General features: G+C 57.5%; 13 protein-coding genes and 4 pseudogenes. 7 read left to right on the top strand and 10 right to left on the bottom strand.

All coding sequences use genetic code 11. The annotated features are described in order from the left end of the window. Window positions 1–232: 232 nt before the first annotated feature. The 8 genes from GTU76_RS01120 to hxsD form a co-directional block, all read right to left on the bottom strand. On the bottom strand, window positions 233–1,972 hold the full coding sequence (locus GTU76_RS01120) for a dipeptidase (protein WP_180697880.1): 1,740 nt from the start codon (window positions 1,970–1,972) through the stop codon (window positions 233–235). Between the two features lie 244 nt (window positions 1,973–2,216). Beyond that, entirely contained in the window at window positions 2,217–2,723 is a 507-nt protein-coding gene (locus GTU76_RS01115) for a hypothetical protein (RefSeq protein WP_219342006.1), read from the bottom strand. A gap of 111 nt (window positions 2,724–2,834) precedes the next feature. Beyond that, on the bottom strand, window positions 2,835–3,119 hold the full coding sequence (locus tag GTU76_RS01110) for a hypothetical protein (RefSeq protein WP_016987292.1): 285 nt from the start codon (window positions 3,117–3,119) through the stop codon (window positions 2,835–2,837). A 32-nt stretch (window positions 3,120–3,151) separates the two neighbouring features. After that, the gene (locus GTU76_RS01105) at window positions 3,152–3,565 is read right to left on the bottom strand and encodes a hypothetical protein (RefSeq protein WP_180697879.1); all 414 of its coding nucleotides are present in this window, start codon (window positions 3,563–3,565) and stop codon (window positions 3,152–3,154) included. 50 nt (window positions 3,566–3,615) lie between these two features. Further along, window positions 3,616–4,224: a His-Xaa-Ser repeat protein HxsA gene (gene hxsA, locus GTU76_RS01100; protein WP_180697878.1), complete on the bottom strand. Its 609-nt coding sequence runs from the start codon at window positions 4,222–4,224 to the stop codon at window positions 3,616–3,618. Further along, complete coding sequence (hxsC, locus tag GTU76_RS01095; protein WP_180697877.1) at window positions 4,221–5,456, bottom strand: His-Xaa-Ser system radical SAM maturase HxsC; 1,236 nt, start codon at window positions 5,454–5,456, stop codon at window positions 4,221–4,223. The genes hxsA and hxsC overlap by 4 nt, the downstream gene beginning before the upstream one ends. After that, a complete protein-coding gene (gene hxsB / locus GTU76_RS01090) occupies window positions 5,456–6,943 on the bottom strand; it encodes a His-Xaa-Ser system radical SAM maturase HxsB (protein WP_180697876.1) in 1,488 nt (495 codons plus the stop codon). Before hxsB ends, hxsC begins: the two co-directional genes overlap by 1 nt. Continuing rightward, window positions 6,940–7,239, bottom strand: a complete 300-nt coding sequence (gene hxsD / locus GTU76_RS01085; protein ID WP_180697875.1) for a His-Xaa-Ser system protein HxsD — start codon at window positions 7,237–7,239, stop codon at window positions 6,940–6,942. Before hxsD ends, hxsB begins: the two co-directional genes overlap by 4 nt. A 203-nt stretch (window positions 7,240–7,442) precedes the next feature. On the opposite strand from hxsD, the pseudogene gcvA reads away from it, so the two are divergent. From gcvA to GTU76_RS01070, 3 genes and pseudogenes are all read left to right on the top strand, one after another. Next, window positions 7,443–8,350: pseudogene (gcvA, locus tag GTU76_RS01080) on the top strand (transcriptional regulator GcvA). A gap of 74 nt (window positions 8,351–8,424) precedes the next feature. Beyond that, window positions 8,425–9,252 carry a DMT family transporter gene (locus GTU76_RS01075; protein WP_180697874.1) on the top strand — a complete coding sequence of 276 codons (828 nt, stop codon included), beginning with the start codon at window positions 8,425–8,427 and terminating at the stop codon, window positions 9,250–9,252. 29 nt (window positions 9,253–9,281) lie between these two features. After that, complete coding sequence (locus GTU76_RS01070) at window positions 9,282–10,043, top strand: SDR family oxidoreductase (RefSeq protein ID WP_123594693.1); 762 nt, start codon at window positions 9,282–9,284, stop codon at window positions 10,041–10,043. Window positions 10,044–10,064: 21 nt separating this feature from the next. On the opposite strand, the gene GTU76_RS01065 is transcribed toward GTU76_RS01070, so the two are convergent. Next, on the bottom strand, window positions 10,065–11,033 hold the full coding sequence (locus tag GTU76_RS01065; protein WP_180697873.1) for an AraC family transcriptional regulator: 969 nt from the start codon (window positions 11,031–11,033) through the stop codon (window positions 10,065–10,067). A gap of 102 nt (window positions 11,034–11,135) precedes the next feature. Between GTU76_RS01065 and GTU76_RS01060 the strand changes: the two genes are divergently transcribed. The 4 genes and pseudogenes from GTU76_RS01060 to GTU76_RS30495 all read left to right on the top strand — a co-directional run. Continuing rightward, on the top strand, window positions 11,136–12,386 hold the full coding sequence (locus GTU76_RS01060) for an MFS transporter (protein WP_180697872.1): 1,251 nt from the start codon (window positions 11,136–11,138) through the stop codon (window positions 12,384–12,386). A gap of 418 nt (window positions 12,387–12,804) precedes the next feature. Continuing rightward, a pseudogene (locus tag GTU76_RS30505) lies at window positions 12,805–13,884 on the top strand (HAMP domain-containing protein); the annotation flags it as partial. Window positions 13,885–14,232: 348 nt separating this feature from the next. Continuing rightward, a pseudogene (locus GTU76_RS30500) lies at window positions 14,233–14,748 on the top strand (methyl-accepting chemotaxis protein); the annotation flags it as partial. Between the two features lie 462 nt (window positions 14,749–15,210). Further along, window positions 15,211–15,297 (top strand): annotated as a pseudogene (locus GTU76_RS30495) (CsbD family protein); the annotation flags it as partial. A 164-nt stretch (window positions 15,298–15,461) separates the two neighbouring features. Here the strand turns inward: GTU76_RS30495 and cuyB are convergent. Then, window positions 15,462–16,952, bottom strand: coding sequence for a cysteate racemase (gene cuyB / locus GTU76_RS01050; RefSeq protein ID WP_058426033.1), 1,491 nt, complete (start codon window positions 16,950–16,952; stop codon window positions 15,462–15,464). Window positions 16,953–16,959: the final 7 nt, after the last annotated feature.

Below are 16,959 nucleotides of genomic sequence, written 5' to 3'. Positions count from 1 at the left end.
CGGCGGGGTGTGATGGCACGAATCGAATGAAGCAAAGGTAACTATCATTCGGAATGATATAAGAGCCGAACGAGCTCTCTAGGATGCACCTTTCGTTAGGTGGCTATCAATCGGTTTGATGGGCAATTCTCTGTTGCCCGATGTGCAAAAGTCAGGAGCGACGCTGCGCGGCGGGGATTATGCGGGGATTAAAAATGCCGAACCCGCCATGGCGGCGGGTTCGGCAATGCGGTTAGAGTTTCGGCAGCTGGCCGATGCGTCCGATCATTTCCGTCACGATCTGCAGATCCAGCTGGAATTGCTCCACGGTCTTGAACTCGCCATCGGTGTGACCGGTGTACTTCACGTTCGGCATGGCCAGACCGAATTGCACGCCATTCGGCAATTCATGCACCGAGGTGGCGCCGGCGGAGGTGCCGAATTCGTGTTTCATACCAAGGTTTTCTGTTGAAACCGCCAACAGTGCCTTGACCCATTCGCCCTCAGGATTGCGGTACATCGGCTCCGCGATCGAATAGTCGAAGGCAACGGCTACGTGGCTTTTCTTGCTCCAGGCAGCCAGTTTTCCAGCAATTTCAGCCTTGAGTTTCTCCGGTGACTTGCCCTTCGGCACGCGCAGGTTGACCGCGAGTTTGAAGGCTTTGTCATCCATGCCGACGTAGGTCAGCGACGTTGTCAGCGGCCCCATGAAGGCATCGGAGAAACCGACACCCAGCTTGTTGCCCAGATAATCCAGGCCCCAGTTGTCGGCAGCGTAACGGGCCGCATCGGTGATGTGGTTGTGCTTGAGCGCGACTTTGCCATCAAGACTATTAATGAAGACCAGCATGCGCGCGACCGGGTTGATACCGGACTCGGGTTCGGAGGAGTGCGCGGAAACGCCGGTTACTGTCAGCTTGACGTCTTTGCCGTCGACCTTGGCGCTCACTTGGAAATCGCCGCCATTGCGCTTGGCAAACTCGTCACCGGCCTTTTGCAGGCTGGCAGCCAGTTCAGCAGGTTTGTCGGTGATCAGGGTGGCGACCGACGCCGAAGGAATCTGGTTGGTCGCCAGGCCGCCGGTCATCGAGATGATTTCGGCACCTTTGCCTTCACCTTTGCGCTTGGCAAAGTTGGCCATGACGGTGCCATAGCCTTTCTCGGCAATCACCACCGGGTAACCACCATCCAGCGCCAGGTTGTAGTTCGGCGTCGGGTTACGTTCGAAATAGTAGGGAATCGCGTCGCCCGTGGTTTCTTCGGTGGTGTCGACCAGCAGCTTGAAGTTACGCACCAGCGGCAGTTTTTCTTCCTTGATGACTTTCATGGCGTAGAGCGTGACCACAATGCCGTTCTTGTCATCTTCGGTGCCGCGACCGTACATGCGATCGCCAATCAGGGTGATCTTGAACGGGTCGAGGCGGGTGCCATCCTTGAGCACCCAGTTTTCCGGCGTGACCGGCACTACGTCGGCATGCGCGTGAATACCAACCACTTCATTGCCGCTGCCGTCGAGAGAGATCTCGTAGACGCGGTTGTCGATGTTGCGGAATTTCAGATTGAAGGACTCGGCAAGGCTCTTGATCTTCGCCGCGATCTTGGTGAATTCCGGGTTGTCGTGCTGTTCGACGCCATCCTTGCGAAAGGTCGGGATCTCGACCAGTTCGCGCAGGGTTTCGGTGGCGGCAGCGCTGTATTTCGCTCGCGCGTAGATACCCAGCAGACGATAGATTTCGTTCTGCTGCTCGGCGGTCAGGGTCTTGTTGTCGAGGTAAGCAGCAATGGCCGGGCCGATTTCGGCGGTTTTCGCCAGATCGCTCTTGCCCAGATTGCCAAGGAGCTGACGGAAGTCAGTGGCTTTATCGGCGCTGTAGCTCTTGAGGATTTCTGCGCTCTGCTGCGGAGTGATATTGGCTTGCGCGGGCGCGGTGAACACGGCAAGACCGGCCAACATCAACGTGGTGGCAGCCAGTTTTTTGAAAGGGACATTCATTACTAAGGGCATTCCTTTGCAGGGCAGTGAGTAAGGCGTGTCTCAAAGTGTGAGACACATACACTTACAACCTAACACCGTGCCAGAGCCTTGCGGGAGTCCTGAAAGGGGATGTGTCGCACAAAAATGCAAAAGAGGCGCACAAATGAAAAGCCCGGGGACGGTTCCCGGGCTTTTTCATGGGTGCAATCAACTGACGGCCAGAGCTTCGCCAATTCCCTGCGCCAGGCGCAGCAAAGGGCGGTTATCTGAAGATCTGTTCAATCATGATCCTGGCCGGGATGAATAACGTGTTCGTGTAATAGGCCTCATACCCATAGGCAGTAATGCGCACTTTGCACGGAATTGAAGCTTGCGACGCCAGAAACGGTTTGATGGCGTCGTAGTCATTCAAGTCGCGTTGCGTACCATTCGAATTGGTGTAGTAAAAGATCAGCCCGGAAGAAAACTTGTAATTGGGCCTGGCTTGACTGCTTGCTTTCACTCGCCCTTCGGCTATTACCGCAATTGAATGCTCGGATGAGAAATCCATGTCTCGATTCAGAGAGCAGATCAGCGTCGGTGTGAGCTGATTGGATTTTTCGTAATCATTGAAAGCGTTCTGCAAATCCACAGTGGAGCTGAAGTGCGCCGTGAAAAGGTTGTTGGCGCTCAGTGCGAACGACGATAGTGTGAGGTCGGCCGGTGGAATGCCCGCCGTTTTTACACAGCCAGTGCATAGAAGAACTACCAGGTAAATGACACTGCGCAATTGGCTAATTAGCGGTCTCCCGGGGGTGGTGGACTACGTCAGTTTATGACCCCGTGGCGGCCGATCAAACCACCACGAGTTCAGCTTGTTTATGTGGATACGACTGGCGAATCAATCGGCTTGGCGAACAATTCGCCACATGCCGCGTACGCCTTCTTCGACCCAAGTTCCTTCCAGTACATTCGAGTCCTCGAAGCGGTGCAGCGTTGCTCTGCCGACGAAGCCTTCGGCTTGCAGTTCGTAATGCCCCGGGCCTTTTTCCTGGCCTCGGTATTTCCAGCTCTGACCCCCGTGGTCATAGACCACGGTGATAAATTCGTTGTCGATCGTAACCTTGCAGGGCTCATCGAACGAGGCGGGACTGTTGATGCGGAAGGTGTCCATTTTTGCGTTCATGTTGGCGTCCTTATAAAGATATCCAGAGCGGTTCAGGGCAGCAGCCAGGTGCTGTTTGGGGTGGTTGACCGGATTCCGACGGCCTGGCAATGCTCCAGAATCGGCAGAATGTAGGTGATGTTGGTCGGGCCCTCCTTGCCTTCTGCTGTGTAACGAGCGGCCTTGCAGAGTGGGCCGGCTTCTTTGTACGTATGGTTGGAGCCGATTTCCACAGCGTGCGTTTGACCGAAATGATTGTTACCGGCGAGGTAGTCCAGCGTTTGCTGAAAAGCTGCTCGCATCAGTACCATCTGCGAATCTTTGGATCCGGTCTCAATCACAACGCGATTTGCATCAACGGCCGTGATACGGAAACGAGCCTTACGCGAAGGAGTTTGCAGCTCCTTGCCTTGCAGGCGGCTGATCAATGCCCAGAGAGTGTTGTCGACTTGAATGATGTGCTGCATGGGATAACTCCTTCGTTGCTGAACGGACACTAGCTTTGACTTGAAGCGACTTATGGAATCTTGATACCCAACGCATTCAGCGATGGCGTATCCATCCGGCCGTTCACGGTCAGCCCACTGTCCATCTGAAATGCCATCAACGCACCACGTGTCGCCTTGCCCATCACTCCATCAATGGTGCCTTGGTAATACTGGCGCACCATCAGTGCGGTCTGTACACGGGTGACCAGATTGCTTTTCTGCTCATTGGTCGCACGGTTCTTTGAAGTGCTCGAGCTTGTCCCGCTGGTAGTGCCGGACGACTGATAAAAGCTATTGCTGTTTGAGGTGCTGTTCGAAGTACTTGGCGTGCTGTAGCTCCGGGTACTGGTAGCGGGTGGGCTGTAGTAGCGAGGAGCGCTATAGCCACCCGAACCGCTGTAGTGCGAACTGTGCGAACTGTGGGACCGGTGTGAACTGTGCGAGCGATGTGCCGCATAAATGTTGACGGTGTCTGGCGCATTGAGCGTATCGGCAAATACCGGAGGCTGTAGCTTGTCGTGGGTTAGCCAGTTCGCATCGGCGAGCGGCAGATGGCCCACCTGCGCTAGGGTACTACCTGCCATTGGCAGCAGACTGATCCCCCCGATCATGACTTTCCAGCGGTCGAGCAATTTCACTGTGCACTCCTTGCATAGGCGCTAAAGGCCTCGATCGATAGTTGTTGTACGCCGCGGCTTTGCCAGCGATCGGTGTGAGACTTGAAGAAGCCAGAGCAATGTTTGACGGCAGCGCATTGCTGGCAGGTATCGATGAACAGGTTCTTCCAGTCGGAGATGCTCTGGCGGGCGAAACGCGAGAGGTGGGCCGGGATCAGGCACAGGGGCAAGTTGTAGATCGAAACCGGTATTCCGCGGTTGAACAGGAAGTACACGGTCTGGCTCAACGACTGCTGATAGTCCAGCGGGTCAATCCACAGTTCTTCGTAGTGCTTCCTGGCCAGGCCGGTGCTTTCGATACCCATCAAGGCAACATGTCGCACGAAGGGCAGGTTCCTGAACACGTAATGGGCGAGTTCGGGCAAACGTGGCGTGGTCAGACGATTGAGCACTACGCGTATCTCGATGATCTGGTTCGCGCGGGCCAGGTTGTAAAGACCTCGCAGGGTTTCGCTGAAAGCACCTGGCGCTTGCACCACATGGTCATGGTCTTCGGCATTGTCGGCATACAGCGGGATACCCCAGCTCAACTGAGGGTGGCCGATGCTAGAGAGCGCTGCGATCCAGCTCGGGTCTTGGAACAGACGCCCGTTGCTGAGTACATGGATGGATTTTTGTGGCAAAACAGCTTTGCACTTGGCCAGGATTTCGAGCAGGCCATCGCGATAAAGCGTGGGTTCTCCGCCACTGATTCCCAGGTTTTCTTCGCCCGGGTCCATCAGGTCGATCAGCCGTAGGTTCTCCTCGATGTGCCAACGGTCATCGATATCTTTGGGCGGCTGTGAGCACATCAGACAGAGGCTGTTGCAACGATCGGTCATGAACAGCAGGTTACTGTCTGAACCTCGTCGATAGAGCACTCGCACCAACGCGTTGCCTGGTGTGACGGCAATGACATCGCCGGGCTGCACGACATCATTATCTTTGGGGGTGTGCAGATGTGGCCGCGTGCTGTCGAAGTCCCCGATCAAAGGCTCCGGTGTCAGGAATCCAGCCACTGGTAATGAGAGTAGATGCGGGCTTCGTAGCCGTTCTTCGTTTGGCAGCCAAAGCAGCAGGTCAGCGAACTCAGCGTTTCCGGCACAAACCGCCAGGCCTTGTTCGATGAACTCCTCCAGAGTGATGACCTTGAGCAGTTTCGGCTCATTCAGGTGATGGATTTCGAAGTGGGTGTCCTTGCGCAGCATCGCCATCAACCCCTGTAACCCGGAAATCGAACATCGTTGTAAGAGCGCCTGTTCAACCAGGACAGCAGCACTCTCTGCACGTTGTCGTCGCCATCGCGGAGCAGGCCGAAGAGATGCTTCAGTAGCCCCATGTTCTTCTTGCAGAAGCTGCTGAACACTCGGTGTCCGATCGGGTCAGCCTGGCGGGCGTAGTGTTCGATGGGGTCAGCACCACAGTACGGGACAAGTGCGCAGTCGGAGCAACCCGGCAGCGCCTCTGCTACACCACTGGCGAGCAGCGCATTCATAACGGGCGATGTGAGCAGTTCAGACAAGGGTTGCTGCACGGTGCCGAGTCTCAAGCCGTCTTCACCCATCTCCAACAACATTCGAGCTTCGTCCGAGGGATAGACATAACCGTCATAGTTATAAACCAGCGCCGCAGTGCCAGCGCCAGCAGGGGAGCGCAGGTCTACATAGCCGGAGGAAAAGGGTGTCAGGATGTTCTTCAGCAACAAGCTCGTATAACTCTCTGAGAGGTAGACGCCCTGTTGGTTGATTTGCAGCAAATAGGCCAGAGCCTTCTTGTAGAAGGCCAGGTATCGCTCAATAGGGTAATCAAGTCGATGGGCACTCTTGGTGGCAAATCCATAGGGGCTCAGAGGCCTGAGCGAGATGCTCGAGAAGCCCTGACTTACATACTCATCGATGATCGCTTCAGGCTGTTCGAGGCTTCTTGAAGTCAGCGTGGTCAGCGCGGAAACTGCATCACGGCCAAGGCGCTCACGGACCCATTGAATGCCTTTTACAGTGCGTTCGTAGGAGTCTCGTGACGGTGTAGGGCGGTTGGCATTGTGCAAGGATGCTGGCCCATCGAGTGAGGTCGAAAACTGGACTCGATGTTGTTCTGCGAAGTCGAGTATTTCCTCCGTCAGATGGTGCAGCGTGGTGGTGATGACGAACTGGATATCCCGTTGTTCGACCACGTTCCGTTCAACGATCCATTCGACAATCTGGCGGACGCGCTCGAAGGCCAGAAGCGGCTCGCCACCCTGAAACTCCACAGTCAGAGCAGGAGCGTTCGATTCGAACAGGCGATCGACCGCAGCCAGTGCATCCGCTTCGCAAAGGTCGTGGCCGGATCCTCCCAGCGGGGCCCGCGACACCTGGCAGTACTGGCAGGTATGGTTGCAACGCAATGTCACCACGAACAAGTGCAGTGCGGGGCCCTGGAAGATGAAGTCCTTGCGGCTGCGATACTGCGCGGCCATTTCCGGGAGCGGGTCATGGCGGCCTGATTCGTAGATGAAGTGGCGGGCCAGCAGGTCCTTGTAAAAAGGCGTACTTGCTTGAACGTCGAAGTAACTCAGGGCTCGTAATTGCGCGTCGTTCACGTGCATGTACTCACCGGTATCGGAGGTGAGCAGGATGTCACGGTCATGTCCCGTGTTCATGCGCATGAATCGAAAAGGCAGCAAGCGGTAGTGCCTGGCGTCTGTCGCAATCAGTGTCATTGCGAAATCCCACACCCAGCGAGCGCGGCACGGGCCAGGATTTCGCGCAATCCAGCTGTTTCGCGGTTGATATGGTCGCGTAGCGCGAAGTCGTTCAGATGCTGGAGGATCAGCGAGTGAGCCTGCTCGGGGGAAAGCGTTAGCGTTACTTCAGCGGGGTGGGCCGTGAGGTTTATCTGATTGGCTTCAATAGCGACCTGGATCGCGACAGTGTCGGCCAGGGAATAAGCAGCGCGTTGCACCACGTTCAGCGGGTAGGCTGTGCTGTCGAGTTTCAGCGTGACTGGCCATGTCATCGGAACCGGTCCTTCAAATCCTTTGGGGGCGTGGGGATTTTGCCGGTTGCTGAGGCGTTATGCCATCATCATTTTTTACATTTTCTTCTTCTAGGCTTTCGCCGTTGTGTGGCTCCCAAAGTGATGTTTCGAGTGAGTTTATCGGCATCATGAGCTAGCGTTCATGTATGCACTTTTTTAATAACTCGCTGGATATAGCTCCGATGAGAGACCTGCCGCCCACCGCGACCTTGCGCGCATTTGAAGTTGCCACCCGGCACTTGACCTTTACGTCGGCCGCACAAGAGCTACATGTGACTCAAAGCGCGGTCAGTCATCAGCTCAAGCATCTTGAGGCCCTTTGGGGAGTGCAGTTGTTTGAACGTGGCAAGGCGTTACGCCTCACGGCAGCGGGGGCTGCGCTGGCGCCCATCGTGCGGGAGTTTTTCATCAGCCTGGAGGCGACTTTGGGTGATTTGCGCGAGCAAAAAGACAGAGTTCGACTCAGCGTCAGCACCACTTATTCTTTCGCTCTCAAATGGCTGCTGCCACGCTTGCCGCGTCTCTCTCGTCAGCACCCCGAGCTGCTGGTCTCGCTGGACACCACGGACAAAATAATCCACTTCTCTCACGGCCAGGCTGATGTTGCGATCAGGCTAGGCAAGGGCAATTACCCCGGTCTGCATTCGGAGTTCCTTTTTGGGGAGCAGGTATTTCCTGTGGCCAGCCCCGAACTGTTGCGACGCGTCGGGACTCCGCAGAGCCCCGCAGAACTCTGTTGCATTTTCCACTGCTCACGCGCGATGGTGCCGAACTGGTACCGAAATGGGAGGTATGGTTTCAAGCCGTCGGGCTGGCCTATTTGCCGCTCAAGGAGAGCGTCAGATTTGGCGATACCAACATGACGGTCGAGGCAGCCTTGCTCGGCCAGGGCGTTGCATTGGTGCGCAGCGGGCATGTCGAGAACGAAATCAGCGATGGCCGTTTGGTGCGACTGTTTGATGTGCCATTCCCATCACCGCTGGCGTACTACTTTGTCTGCCCCAAGGGCATCGAAGCGCAACCGCACATCGCCAGCTTTCGCCAATGGTTAGTCGGCGAGGCACTGAAAGGCCAACGACTGGACGATTGAGTCATGAGTATTCGTTCATGCTGTGATGAGGAGGCTTCGCTTTAGTCCTGGTGCCGCATTGCCTAAAGTGGCACATGCCTATTCATATCATCTTCCTCGTGCTTTTCGCCGCGCTCCTGCATGCCAGCTGGAATGCGCTGCTGCGTAGCGGTGCCGATCGGCTGTGGTCGATGACAGTCATGTGCATTGCCATCGCCATCACCAGTGTCGTCGCCGCAGTGTTCATGGTGCCCCCCGCGGTTGAGAGCTGGGGCTATGCGGTGCTGTCGGGTTTGCTGCATGTCGGCTACAACCTGTTTCTGGTGCGCAGTTACCGAGTCGGCGACCTGGGACAGACCTATCCGATTTCACGTGGGTCGTCGCCGGTGCTGATCACCTTGGGGGCTGCCGTGTTTGCCGGAGAACGCATCACGCCTGACGTGTTACTCGGTATTGCGCTGGTGTCAGGCGGGATTATGTCGCTGGCTTTCAGAGGGCGCAGTCTGTCGGTTCCCAGCCTGCCTTATGCGCTGGGAACGGGCGGCTTTATCGCGGCCTACAGCGTGGTCGACGGCATCGGCGCCAGGCTCTCCGGCGCGCCGCTTGCCTACACCGTGTGGATGTGCGCCCTGTGGGGCGTGCTGATGCCGGTGGTCTACATCGGCCTACGCGATACCCGCAGCTTGTTCTGCGTCCGGCCCGGAACAGTGACCGCGTTGGTCGGCGGGCTGGTCTCTTTGCTTGCGTATGCAATGGTCATCTACGCCATGACCGAAGCGCCGCTGGGCGCGGTATCGGCACTGCGCGAAACCAGCGTGCTGTTTGCGGCGTTGATCGGCTATGTGTTTCTCGGCGAGACGCTCACCGCGCGCCGGATACTGGCATGCGTAGTGATCGCCAGCGGCACCCTCATCATCGGCTGATACAGCCAGCGGCTCAGGAGCTTTATTTCATGGTCAACGTCTCGCAGGCACCGCTGATTCTAATCACGGGGGGAAGTCGTGGAGTGGGGGCTGCCACCGCGCGCCTGGCCGCCGAAAGAGGATATGACGTGGCGATCAGCTACGTTGCCAACGAGTCCGCAGCGCTGGCCGTGGCTGCGGATGTAGAAGCATTGGGGCGCAGGGCGTTGACGATGCGAGCCGACAGTGCGGACCCCCAACAGGTGGCCGATTTGTTCGCGGCCATCGACCGCACGTTCGGACGCATCGATGTCCTGGTCAATAACGCCGGGATGCTGGCGCCTCAGTCACGCCTGGAGGACCTCGGCTTCGAGCGGATGCAGCGCATCTTTGCGGTCAATGCCATTGGGCCAATTCTCTGTGCCCAACAGGCGGTGAAGCGTATGTCTTACCGCCACAATGGCCCGGGCGGTGTAGTGATCAATGTCTCTTCGGCTTCGGCGCGCCTCGGCAGCCCCAACGAGTATGTCGACTATGCGGCGTCAAAGGGCGCGTTGGAGACGTTCACCATTGGCTTTGCAAAGGAGGTCGCACGGGAAGGCATACGCGTCAACTGTATTCGCCCCGGACATATCTATACCGAAATGCATGCCAGTGGCGGTGAGCCGGGGCGGGTGGATCGTGTCAAGGATTCGATCCCGATGGGGCGGGGCGGACAGCCTGAGGAAGTAGCTCGCGCGATTCTATGGTTGGCGAGCGCGGAGGCATCCTTCGTTACCGGTACATTCCTCGATGTAACGGGGGGCAAATGAGTCAGTGGCACGGATCATCCACTACCTGCGTTCGGCTTGCCTCACCTTACGGCTCAAACCCGGTGTCTTGCCCGTAATGCGCTTGAATGCACGACTGAAGGCGGCCTGGGAGGTATAGCCCAAACGCTGCGCTACCTCTTCAATCGGTAGCCTTCCGAGGGTCAGCCACTGGCTTGCAAGCCGCATTCGCAGTTCGGTGACATAGCGTAGCGGGGCCATGCCAATCGTCGCCTGGAAGCGGTCCGCGAAGACCGAGCGTGAGGAATTGCAGTGCTCTGCCAACTGCGCAACAGTCCAGTCGCGCCCCGGCTGTTGATGGAGCGCAAGCAGTGCACCGGCCAAGCGGGGATCGCGCAAGGCGGCGACCAGGCCAGAAGCATTGCCGCAGGCGCACTCGACCCAGCCGCGAACGACCATGGCCGCCACCACGTCGGCCAACCGCGCGAGGATACCGGCGAAGCCGACGCGTGCGGCGCTGACCTCGCGCTCCATGGTGGTCAGGATCGGCACTAGTCCGGGGTAACGCTGACCGCCGGCATCAATCAGCATCAGTCCCGGCATCAGCCGGCCAAGGCCATGGATACTGCCCAGTTCAAACTCCATACAAGCACTGAACAGAATAGTGCTCGGAGTGGCGCTGGCATCAGTTCCGGTATTCACCGCGCTGACGGTGTCACCCAAGGGCGCACCGTCTAGATGATCGATGTCCTGAACAGGCGCGCCCTGATGGGAAAACAGTTGATGGGCTGCGCCATGGGAGATGAACACGGCGTTGCCGGCAGACAGCGCGTACGTAGTTCCGTCCTCCATCCGCAACACCGCATTGCCGACGGCCATGAAGTGGAACCAGGCGTGCCCAGTTTTTTCCGCGAAGGCCAAACCGAAGGTTGGACCCGCCTGGATACGCCGGTATTCAACGCCACGCAGACGCATGCCGCGCAACAGCTCGTTGATGAGATCCGAGGAAAGGGCAAACTGATCTGCAGGCATCGTTCAGGTGTTTTGATCAAAAAGTAGAGACTATGGATCATAGATCATCCGTATTTCGGCGCCTAGACTTCGGCTCTTAATGAAGATTGAGAGATCCGTGCAATGACTGATTGTGTATGTAACACCGTGTCCGACCGCCATTGCAGCGTCGGCGCGGACGTAGAACCTGCAACCCCCGCGTGGATGGCCGTATTTTCGTTGGCAATGGGTGTGTTCGGGTTACTGACCGCTGAGTACCTTCCGGCCAGTTTGTTGACGCTGATGTCGACCGACCTGGGAGTGTCCGAGGCGCTGGCTGGCCAGGCGGTAACGGTAACCGCCGTGGTGGCGCTGTTCGCCGGCTTGTTGGTGCCAGGCCTGACCCGCGGCATCGACCGACGTTGGGTGTTGCTGGGTTTTTCCATGTTGATGGTCGCCTCCAATCTGTTGGTCGCCGTTTCCTCCAGCTTCGCGGTGCTGTTAGTGATGCGCATCTTGCTGGGCATTGCCCTTGGCGGGTTCTGGAGCATGGCGGCGGCGGTTGCGATGCGCTTGGTGCCGAATGCCTTGTTGCCTCGGGCGCTGTCGATCATTTTCAGCGGCATCGCCATCGGCACGGTCGTGGCAGTGCCGCTGGGCAGCTATCTGGGCGGGTTGTATGGCTGGCGCAGCGCGTTCTTTGCCGCGGCGGCGGTAGGCATGGTGACCCTGGCTTTCCAGGCGTTCACTCTGCCGCGTCTTGCGCCGCGCCGGCCGGCAGGCCTGCGCACTGTGCTCGAGGTGTTGCAGCGCCCAGGCATCGCCATGGGGATGTTCGGTTGTGTGCTGGTGCACAGCGGGCACTTCGCGATGTTTACCTATGTTCGGCCATTCCTTGAAGGGACTACCGGCATCGGCGCGCAAGGGCTGTCCCTGATGCTGCTGGGGTTCGGCGTGGCGAACTTCGTCGGCACGCTGTTGGCCGGCAGGCTGCTGGAGCGCCACCCGCTGGCCACTCTGGTGCTGATGCCCGCGCTGGTCGGGGTTGCAGCACTGGCGTTGGTGCTGTTGCCGGCCTCGGTGCCGGGGCAGGCGGTACTGCTGGCGGTCTGGGGCATGGCCTTTGGTGGTGTGCCGGTGGCGTGGTCGAACTGGGTCGCCAGCGCGGTACCTGATCAGGCGGAAAGCGCCGGAGGCATGGTAGTGGCCTCTGTGCAGTCAGCCATCGCCACTGGCGCCGCCGCTGGCGGTGCAATGTTCAGTCTCGGTGGCAGCGCAGGCGTATTCGTAGCGGCAGCCGTGCTGATGCTGCTGGCGGCGTTGCTGATTGCCTTGCGTGTCCGAGTCCCTTCTGGCCATGGCGTTCGCCAGTCCAAGCCCGCGCTGCACCTTTGATCCGGTTTGCCAAACCGCCTCGATCCGTCCGTAACCAGGGACGCAGCCGTGTTATCGAGCTGCAAGCGGGGCGAACCGATCCTGTTCTGCTACTGAACCCCCACGTCGCTAATGGGCCAGTTTGATTGGGTCGAACTGGCGCAGAAGCCGGATCCCGAAATCTGGCAGGGGCGGGTCAGTGAAGCAGCGGCCAGGAAAATCGATGCGACTTTTTTGGAAGGTTTTCCAAGGCAGGGAAGCCTTTCTTTAATCGCAGATAGATTGCGCTGAGTTTGCCGATGTTCGCCGTTCTAAAGTGCGCACCGTCGCGGTCGATAACTCAGAGTACGCATGGGCTCTATCTCCTCATAACAACACATGCGACGTTCAGTGCTAGCGTTTCCCCTTGCCAAAACTATAAATATCCGCAGGTGAAGTCATGAATATCAAGCAGAAGCTGACCTGGGCGTTCGCAGCTATCGCGTGCGTCCCGGTCATCTTGGTCGCCGTTTTGGTAGTGCTGAATTTGCGAGAGGGGGCCCAGGCCAATTTTCTCGACAGCAGCGGTCGTGAGATCCGCCAGATCGACAATGGCATGAAGCAGTTTTTCGACGGCATAAGCCAAAACGTCGACTATATAGCCAAGGACCCGCGCGTTGTCGCAGCCAAAGACCTCAAGAGCTACGCGGGTGCCGAAGCCGCGCAAATTCCACTTACTCAGGCCAACAAAGAGCTGCTGGCGATATTTGAGCAATTCGCCAAAAGTCATCCGAGTACTGCTTACCTGTCCCTGGGTCTGAGCGATGGCGGATACGCCAGTTGGCCGGACGACACCAAGCTGAACAACTACGATCCGCGCGTCCGTCCCTGGTACAAAGCGGCCATCGCCACGCCAGGCGCCACTGTGCGCACGGGTGCCTACTATTGGGCACCGGACGATGTAACGCTGATCGGCACCGTGCGTACTGTCGCCGACGCCGCCGGGAATATCCTGGGAGTGGTTGGCCTTGACGTATCGCTCAAACAGCTCACTGAACTGGTGCGCAACATCAAGCTGGGCGATAGCGGCTACCTGATGCTGGTGGAAGACAACGGTAACGTGCTGGTAGACGCCAGCGACGCGAAGCACAACTTCAAACCTCTGGCCGACCTGGGTCCCAACTACGCCGAACTAGCCAAGGGAGGCGACGGCGTGACCCAAATCGAGATTGATGGCGTGGCCTACATGGCCAACGTGGTCAGTTCCAAAGACCTGGGCTGGCGCTTTATCGGCCTGATCAAGCGTGATGAAGTGATGGCCGACGTCACCCGGCTGACCTGGTTGATCGCCGCCATTGCCGCGGCATTGGCGTTGGTGTTCGCGATAGTAGGCGCCAGCTTTGCCAGCGTCATCGTGCGTCCGATTCGCGGCGTGGCCGCCGGCCTGCAGGAAATCGCCGAAGGAGAAGGCGACCTGACACGCCAACTCCAGGTGCAGGGCAAGGACGAAACCGCCAGCCTGGCGGGCTGGTTCAATCAGTTCCTGAGCATGATTGCACAATTGGTGCAACGCATAGGCAGCGCCTCATCTGACCTGCAGACCGCGGCCGCCGACACTAGCGAAGTGGCCAACAACATGAACCAGGCTGCAGGTCGCCAGCGCGAGGCCGTGGAGTTGGTGAGCACCGCATTCAACGAAATGGTCGCTACTGCCAACGAAGTTGCACGTTCGTGCAGTGCTGCCGCGTCGAGTGCCGACGAAGGCTACCGCGACGTACATGACGGCCAGCAGCACATCGGCGAAGCCACCGGCAGCGTGCTCAAGCTCAGCGAAGACCTGCAAAAGTCGACCCAGACCATGCAGTTGCTGGAGCAGGACAGCCAGAACATCAACACCATTCTCGATACCATCCGCTCGATTGCCGAGCAGACCAACTTGCTGGCGCTCAATGCGGCGATTGAAGCGGCGCGCGCCGGTGACCAAGGCCGAGGCTTCGCCGTAGTCGCCGACGAAGTCCGCGCCCTGGCTCGCAGGACAGCCGACTCCACCGGCGAGATAGACAGCTTGCTGGGTAATCTCGCCCGCCGCACCCAAGAGGTCACGCAGCAGATGCAAGGCAGCCTGCAAGTGTCCCACGCCAGTGTGGAACGCATCCAGCAGGCGCGTGACAGCTTCGACAAGATCCGTGGCTCGGTGGACTCGATCCGCGACCAGAACACCCAGATCGCCACCGCCGCCGAGGAGCAGCACCAGGTGGCCGAAGAGATCAATCGCCACATCGCGCAGATCCATGCCGATGCCCAACTGGTCGAAGGCTTTGCTCAGTCGTCACAGGCTGGCTCGGGTCGATTGATAGACATTTCCGGTCAGCTCAAAGGCCTGGTGGGTCGTTTCAAATATTAGTATCCCGACCCGAATGAAAACGGTGAGCACTCACCGTTTTCATTCGGCCGACATCCGCAGTTTTATTGCTTCCACTGTTCCGCTGAAAGCCTCAGACCGGTCTATCGAATAGCGGAGAAGACCCCTAGAGACTATCCGGATCCCCAAAGAACATTTTGACTGGGCTCTAGGACGGTAGTTTTAGGTCATAAAAAACTAACGATGCCCCCGGTTTTGCCCCCAGTTACACAGGGTGCGAGAGCGCTCGCGAGCGGCGATTTATCACGGATTCCAGTATGGCAGTGGCTGACTTTCGGTGTAACTCCTCGTTGGATCTGGAGGAAGGGTGCAGGGCTCATGAAGGACAAGTTAATCCGCTCTCGCTCTAGAGCAGCGACTCCGATCGGCTGTGTTCGACCAAATATTTGCATCCGCGTAATTGGTTTGCTGGGGTTGGAGGTTTCTACGAAACCCGGGGGCGATTCAACGTTCGTAAAAGAGAAGCCAGTTGCTGCAATCGCGATCGGTGTAGTTGCGCTGCTGGTACTAGACCGTTTCTTTCGCCGTTGAACTCGAAAGTACGAGTTTCGACTGGGGCGTTCCCTATCGGGTTTATCGCCCCCGCCCTTCAGGCCTGCCCCTCAATGGCTGCGGGGGCTACGGCAGGTATCTCGACAATTCTTATGACATGACGACTTGAGCCGGCTCAGTGACATGATGCATGTTTTATTTTGTCAGTGAATAGGTGCCTTGATCGAGTTTACGCCTGCGAGTTCGATACACTTCAGCGCCAGAATGGTTGTCGGATCGACCAGTGCTACCTCATGTTTTTTGATGACGAAGGATTCACTATGCTCAAGCACCAATGGGAGCTCTGTGCACCCTAAGATGAGCACATCCGCACCTAGTTCACAAAGGTGCTCTGCAGCGGTCAGTAACTGATCTTTGCAGATGCCATCTGTAAAACCCGCCTTGATTCCGCGATCTCCGTATATTGACTCCATAACCAGCGTTTGGTAGTCCGCGCCAGGGATGATGATTTGAAGTCCTGCCCGCCGGGCTGCCTCGTGATACACCTGACTTTTTATCGTGCCGGAGGTCGCAAGCAGTCCAACGATTTTGCCAGCGCCGTACCGCTGTACGATTGCCTCTACGGTTTCAGTCAGCATGTTCACAATGGGTACGCGAAGGTGAGCCTGGATGCGCTCAACAAATGCATGAGCGGTATTGCACGGAATCGCTATGGCATTGGCGCCAGCGCTTTCCAGTCGCTTGCACGTTGCGTACATCGCCATCGTCGGATCAGTTTCATCATTCAGCAGGTTGGCTGTGCGATCAGGAATCTGGGGGTTTTGTTCTACCACCATTTTGATGTGCTCCTGGTCGCGACCGGCGGGTGTGTGCGCCACAACCTTACCCATGAAGTCCACTGTTGCCGCCGGCCCAACTCCGCCAACGATCCCAAGCTTGAATGGCGGGCGGGTTGACTGACCTTTTTCTAACGTAGCAAAAGTCGCATAAATATCGTTGATATCCAGGACAGTCAGGCCACGTCTTTGAAGGTCACCGCAGACCAATGAGAGCTCAGTCATGCCGGGCAGAATGATCGTGGCACCCTGATCCTGAAGTGAGAGGCAAGCCTGATACACACACTCCACTGGTACCCCATCAAGATGTCCATCTTTGATGCCGTTTACCCCATACATGGCGTCCATCAACCCAGACTGCTCGGTGTCATGGGGATAGATTAGCTTGAAGTCGGCGCCAAAATAGCGCTCGAACAACCCGGAGTGCCGGACATAGTCAGATGCGATGATACCCAACGTAGTGCCAGGTTCAGCGACATGATCGATGTGCTTGCGCAGAGCCTTCATCATATCCAGGACGGGTATTCCTATCTCTTCCTGGATCTCCTCTCGAAAGGTGTGGCTGGCGAAACAAGGCAGTAATACTGCATTGACTTCGCTAGCCTCGAACGTCTGGCAAACCTGGAATACGTAGAACTTTCTGGAGGTCATATTGGCGCCCTGATCCAGTGGCATCAGGACGTCCTTGAAGGGGTGTTGCTCAAACAGGAAATGATAGCGGCCTTGATCTTCCAAAACTGCTCGGGACTTCACCAGCTTGTAGAAAAGGTCGCCGCCGGCCAGTGATCCAAGTCCGCCGACGATACCTAATTTTCGAGCAAACGATGACTCGCTGGACGGCTTCGATTTACCTTTCATCTCTAAG

Origin of the sequence: Pseudomonas crudilactis, assembly GCF_013433315.1 — a bacterium.
Taxonomy (GTDB): Bacteria; Pseudomonadota; Gammaproteobacteria; order Pseudomonadales; family Pseudomonadaceae; genus Aquipseudomonas; species Aquipseudomonas crudilactis.
Note: the sequence above shows the minus strand (reverse complement) of the source record. Positions and strands in the feature narration are given on the sequence as shown.

Coding starts and splice junctions, on each gene's coding strand:
- GTU76_RS01120 (WP_180697880.1), bottom strand. CDS start 1,972: ATGAATGTCCCTTTCAAAAAACTGGCTGCCACCACGTTGATGTTGGCC.
- GTU76_RS01110 (WP_016987292.1), bottom strand. CDS start 3,119: ATGAACGCAAAAATGGACACCTTCCGCATCAACAGTCCCGCCTCGTTC.
- GTU76_RS01105 (WP_180697879.1), bottom strand. CDS start 3,565: ATGCAGCACATCATTCAAGTCGACAACACTCTCTGGGCATTGATCAGC.
- hxsC (WP_180697877.1), bottom strand. CDS start 5,456: ATGGCGATGCTGCGCAAGGACACCCACTTCGAAATCCATCACCTGAAT.
- hxsB (WP_180697876.1), bottom strand. CDS start 6,943: ATGACACTGATTGCGACAGACGCCAGGCACTACCGCTTGCTGCCTTTT.
- hxsD (WP_180697875.1), bottom strand. CDS start 7,239: ATGACATGGCCAGTCACGCTGAAACTCGACAGCACAGCCTACCCGCTG.
- GTU76_RS01075 (WP_180697874.1), top strand. CDS start 8,425: ATGCCTATTCATATCATCTTCCTCGTGCTTTTCGCCGCGCTCCTGCAT.
- GTU76_RS01070 (WP_123594693.1), top strand. CDS start 9,282: ATGGTCAACGTCTCGCAGGCACCGCTGATTCTAATCACGGGGGGAAGT.
- GTU76_RS01065 (WP_180697873.1), bottom strand. CDS start 11,033: ATGCCTGCAGATCAGTTTGCCCTTTCCTCGGATCTCATCAACGAGCTG.
- GTU76_RS01060 (WP_180697872.1), top strand. CDS start 11,136: ATGACTGATTGTGTATGTAACACCGTGTCCGACCGCCATTGCAGCGTC.
- cuyB (WP_058426033.1), bottom strand. CDS start 16,952: ATGAAAGGTAAATCGAAGCCGTCCAGCGAGTCATCGTTTGCTCGAAAA.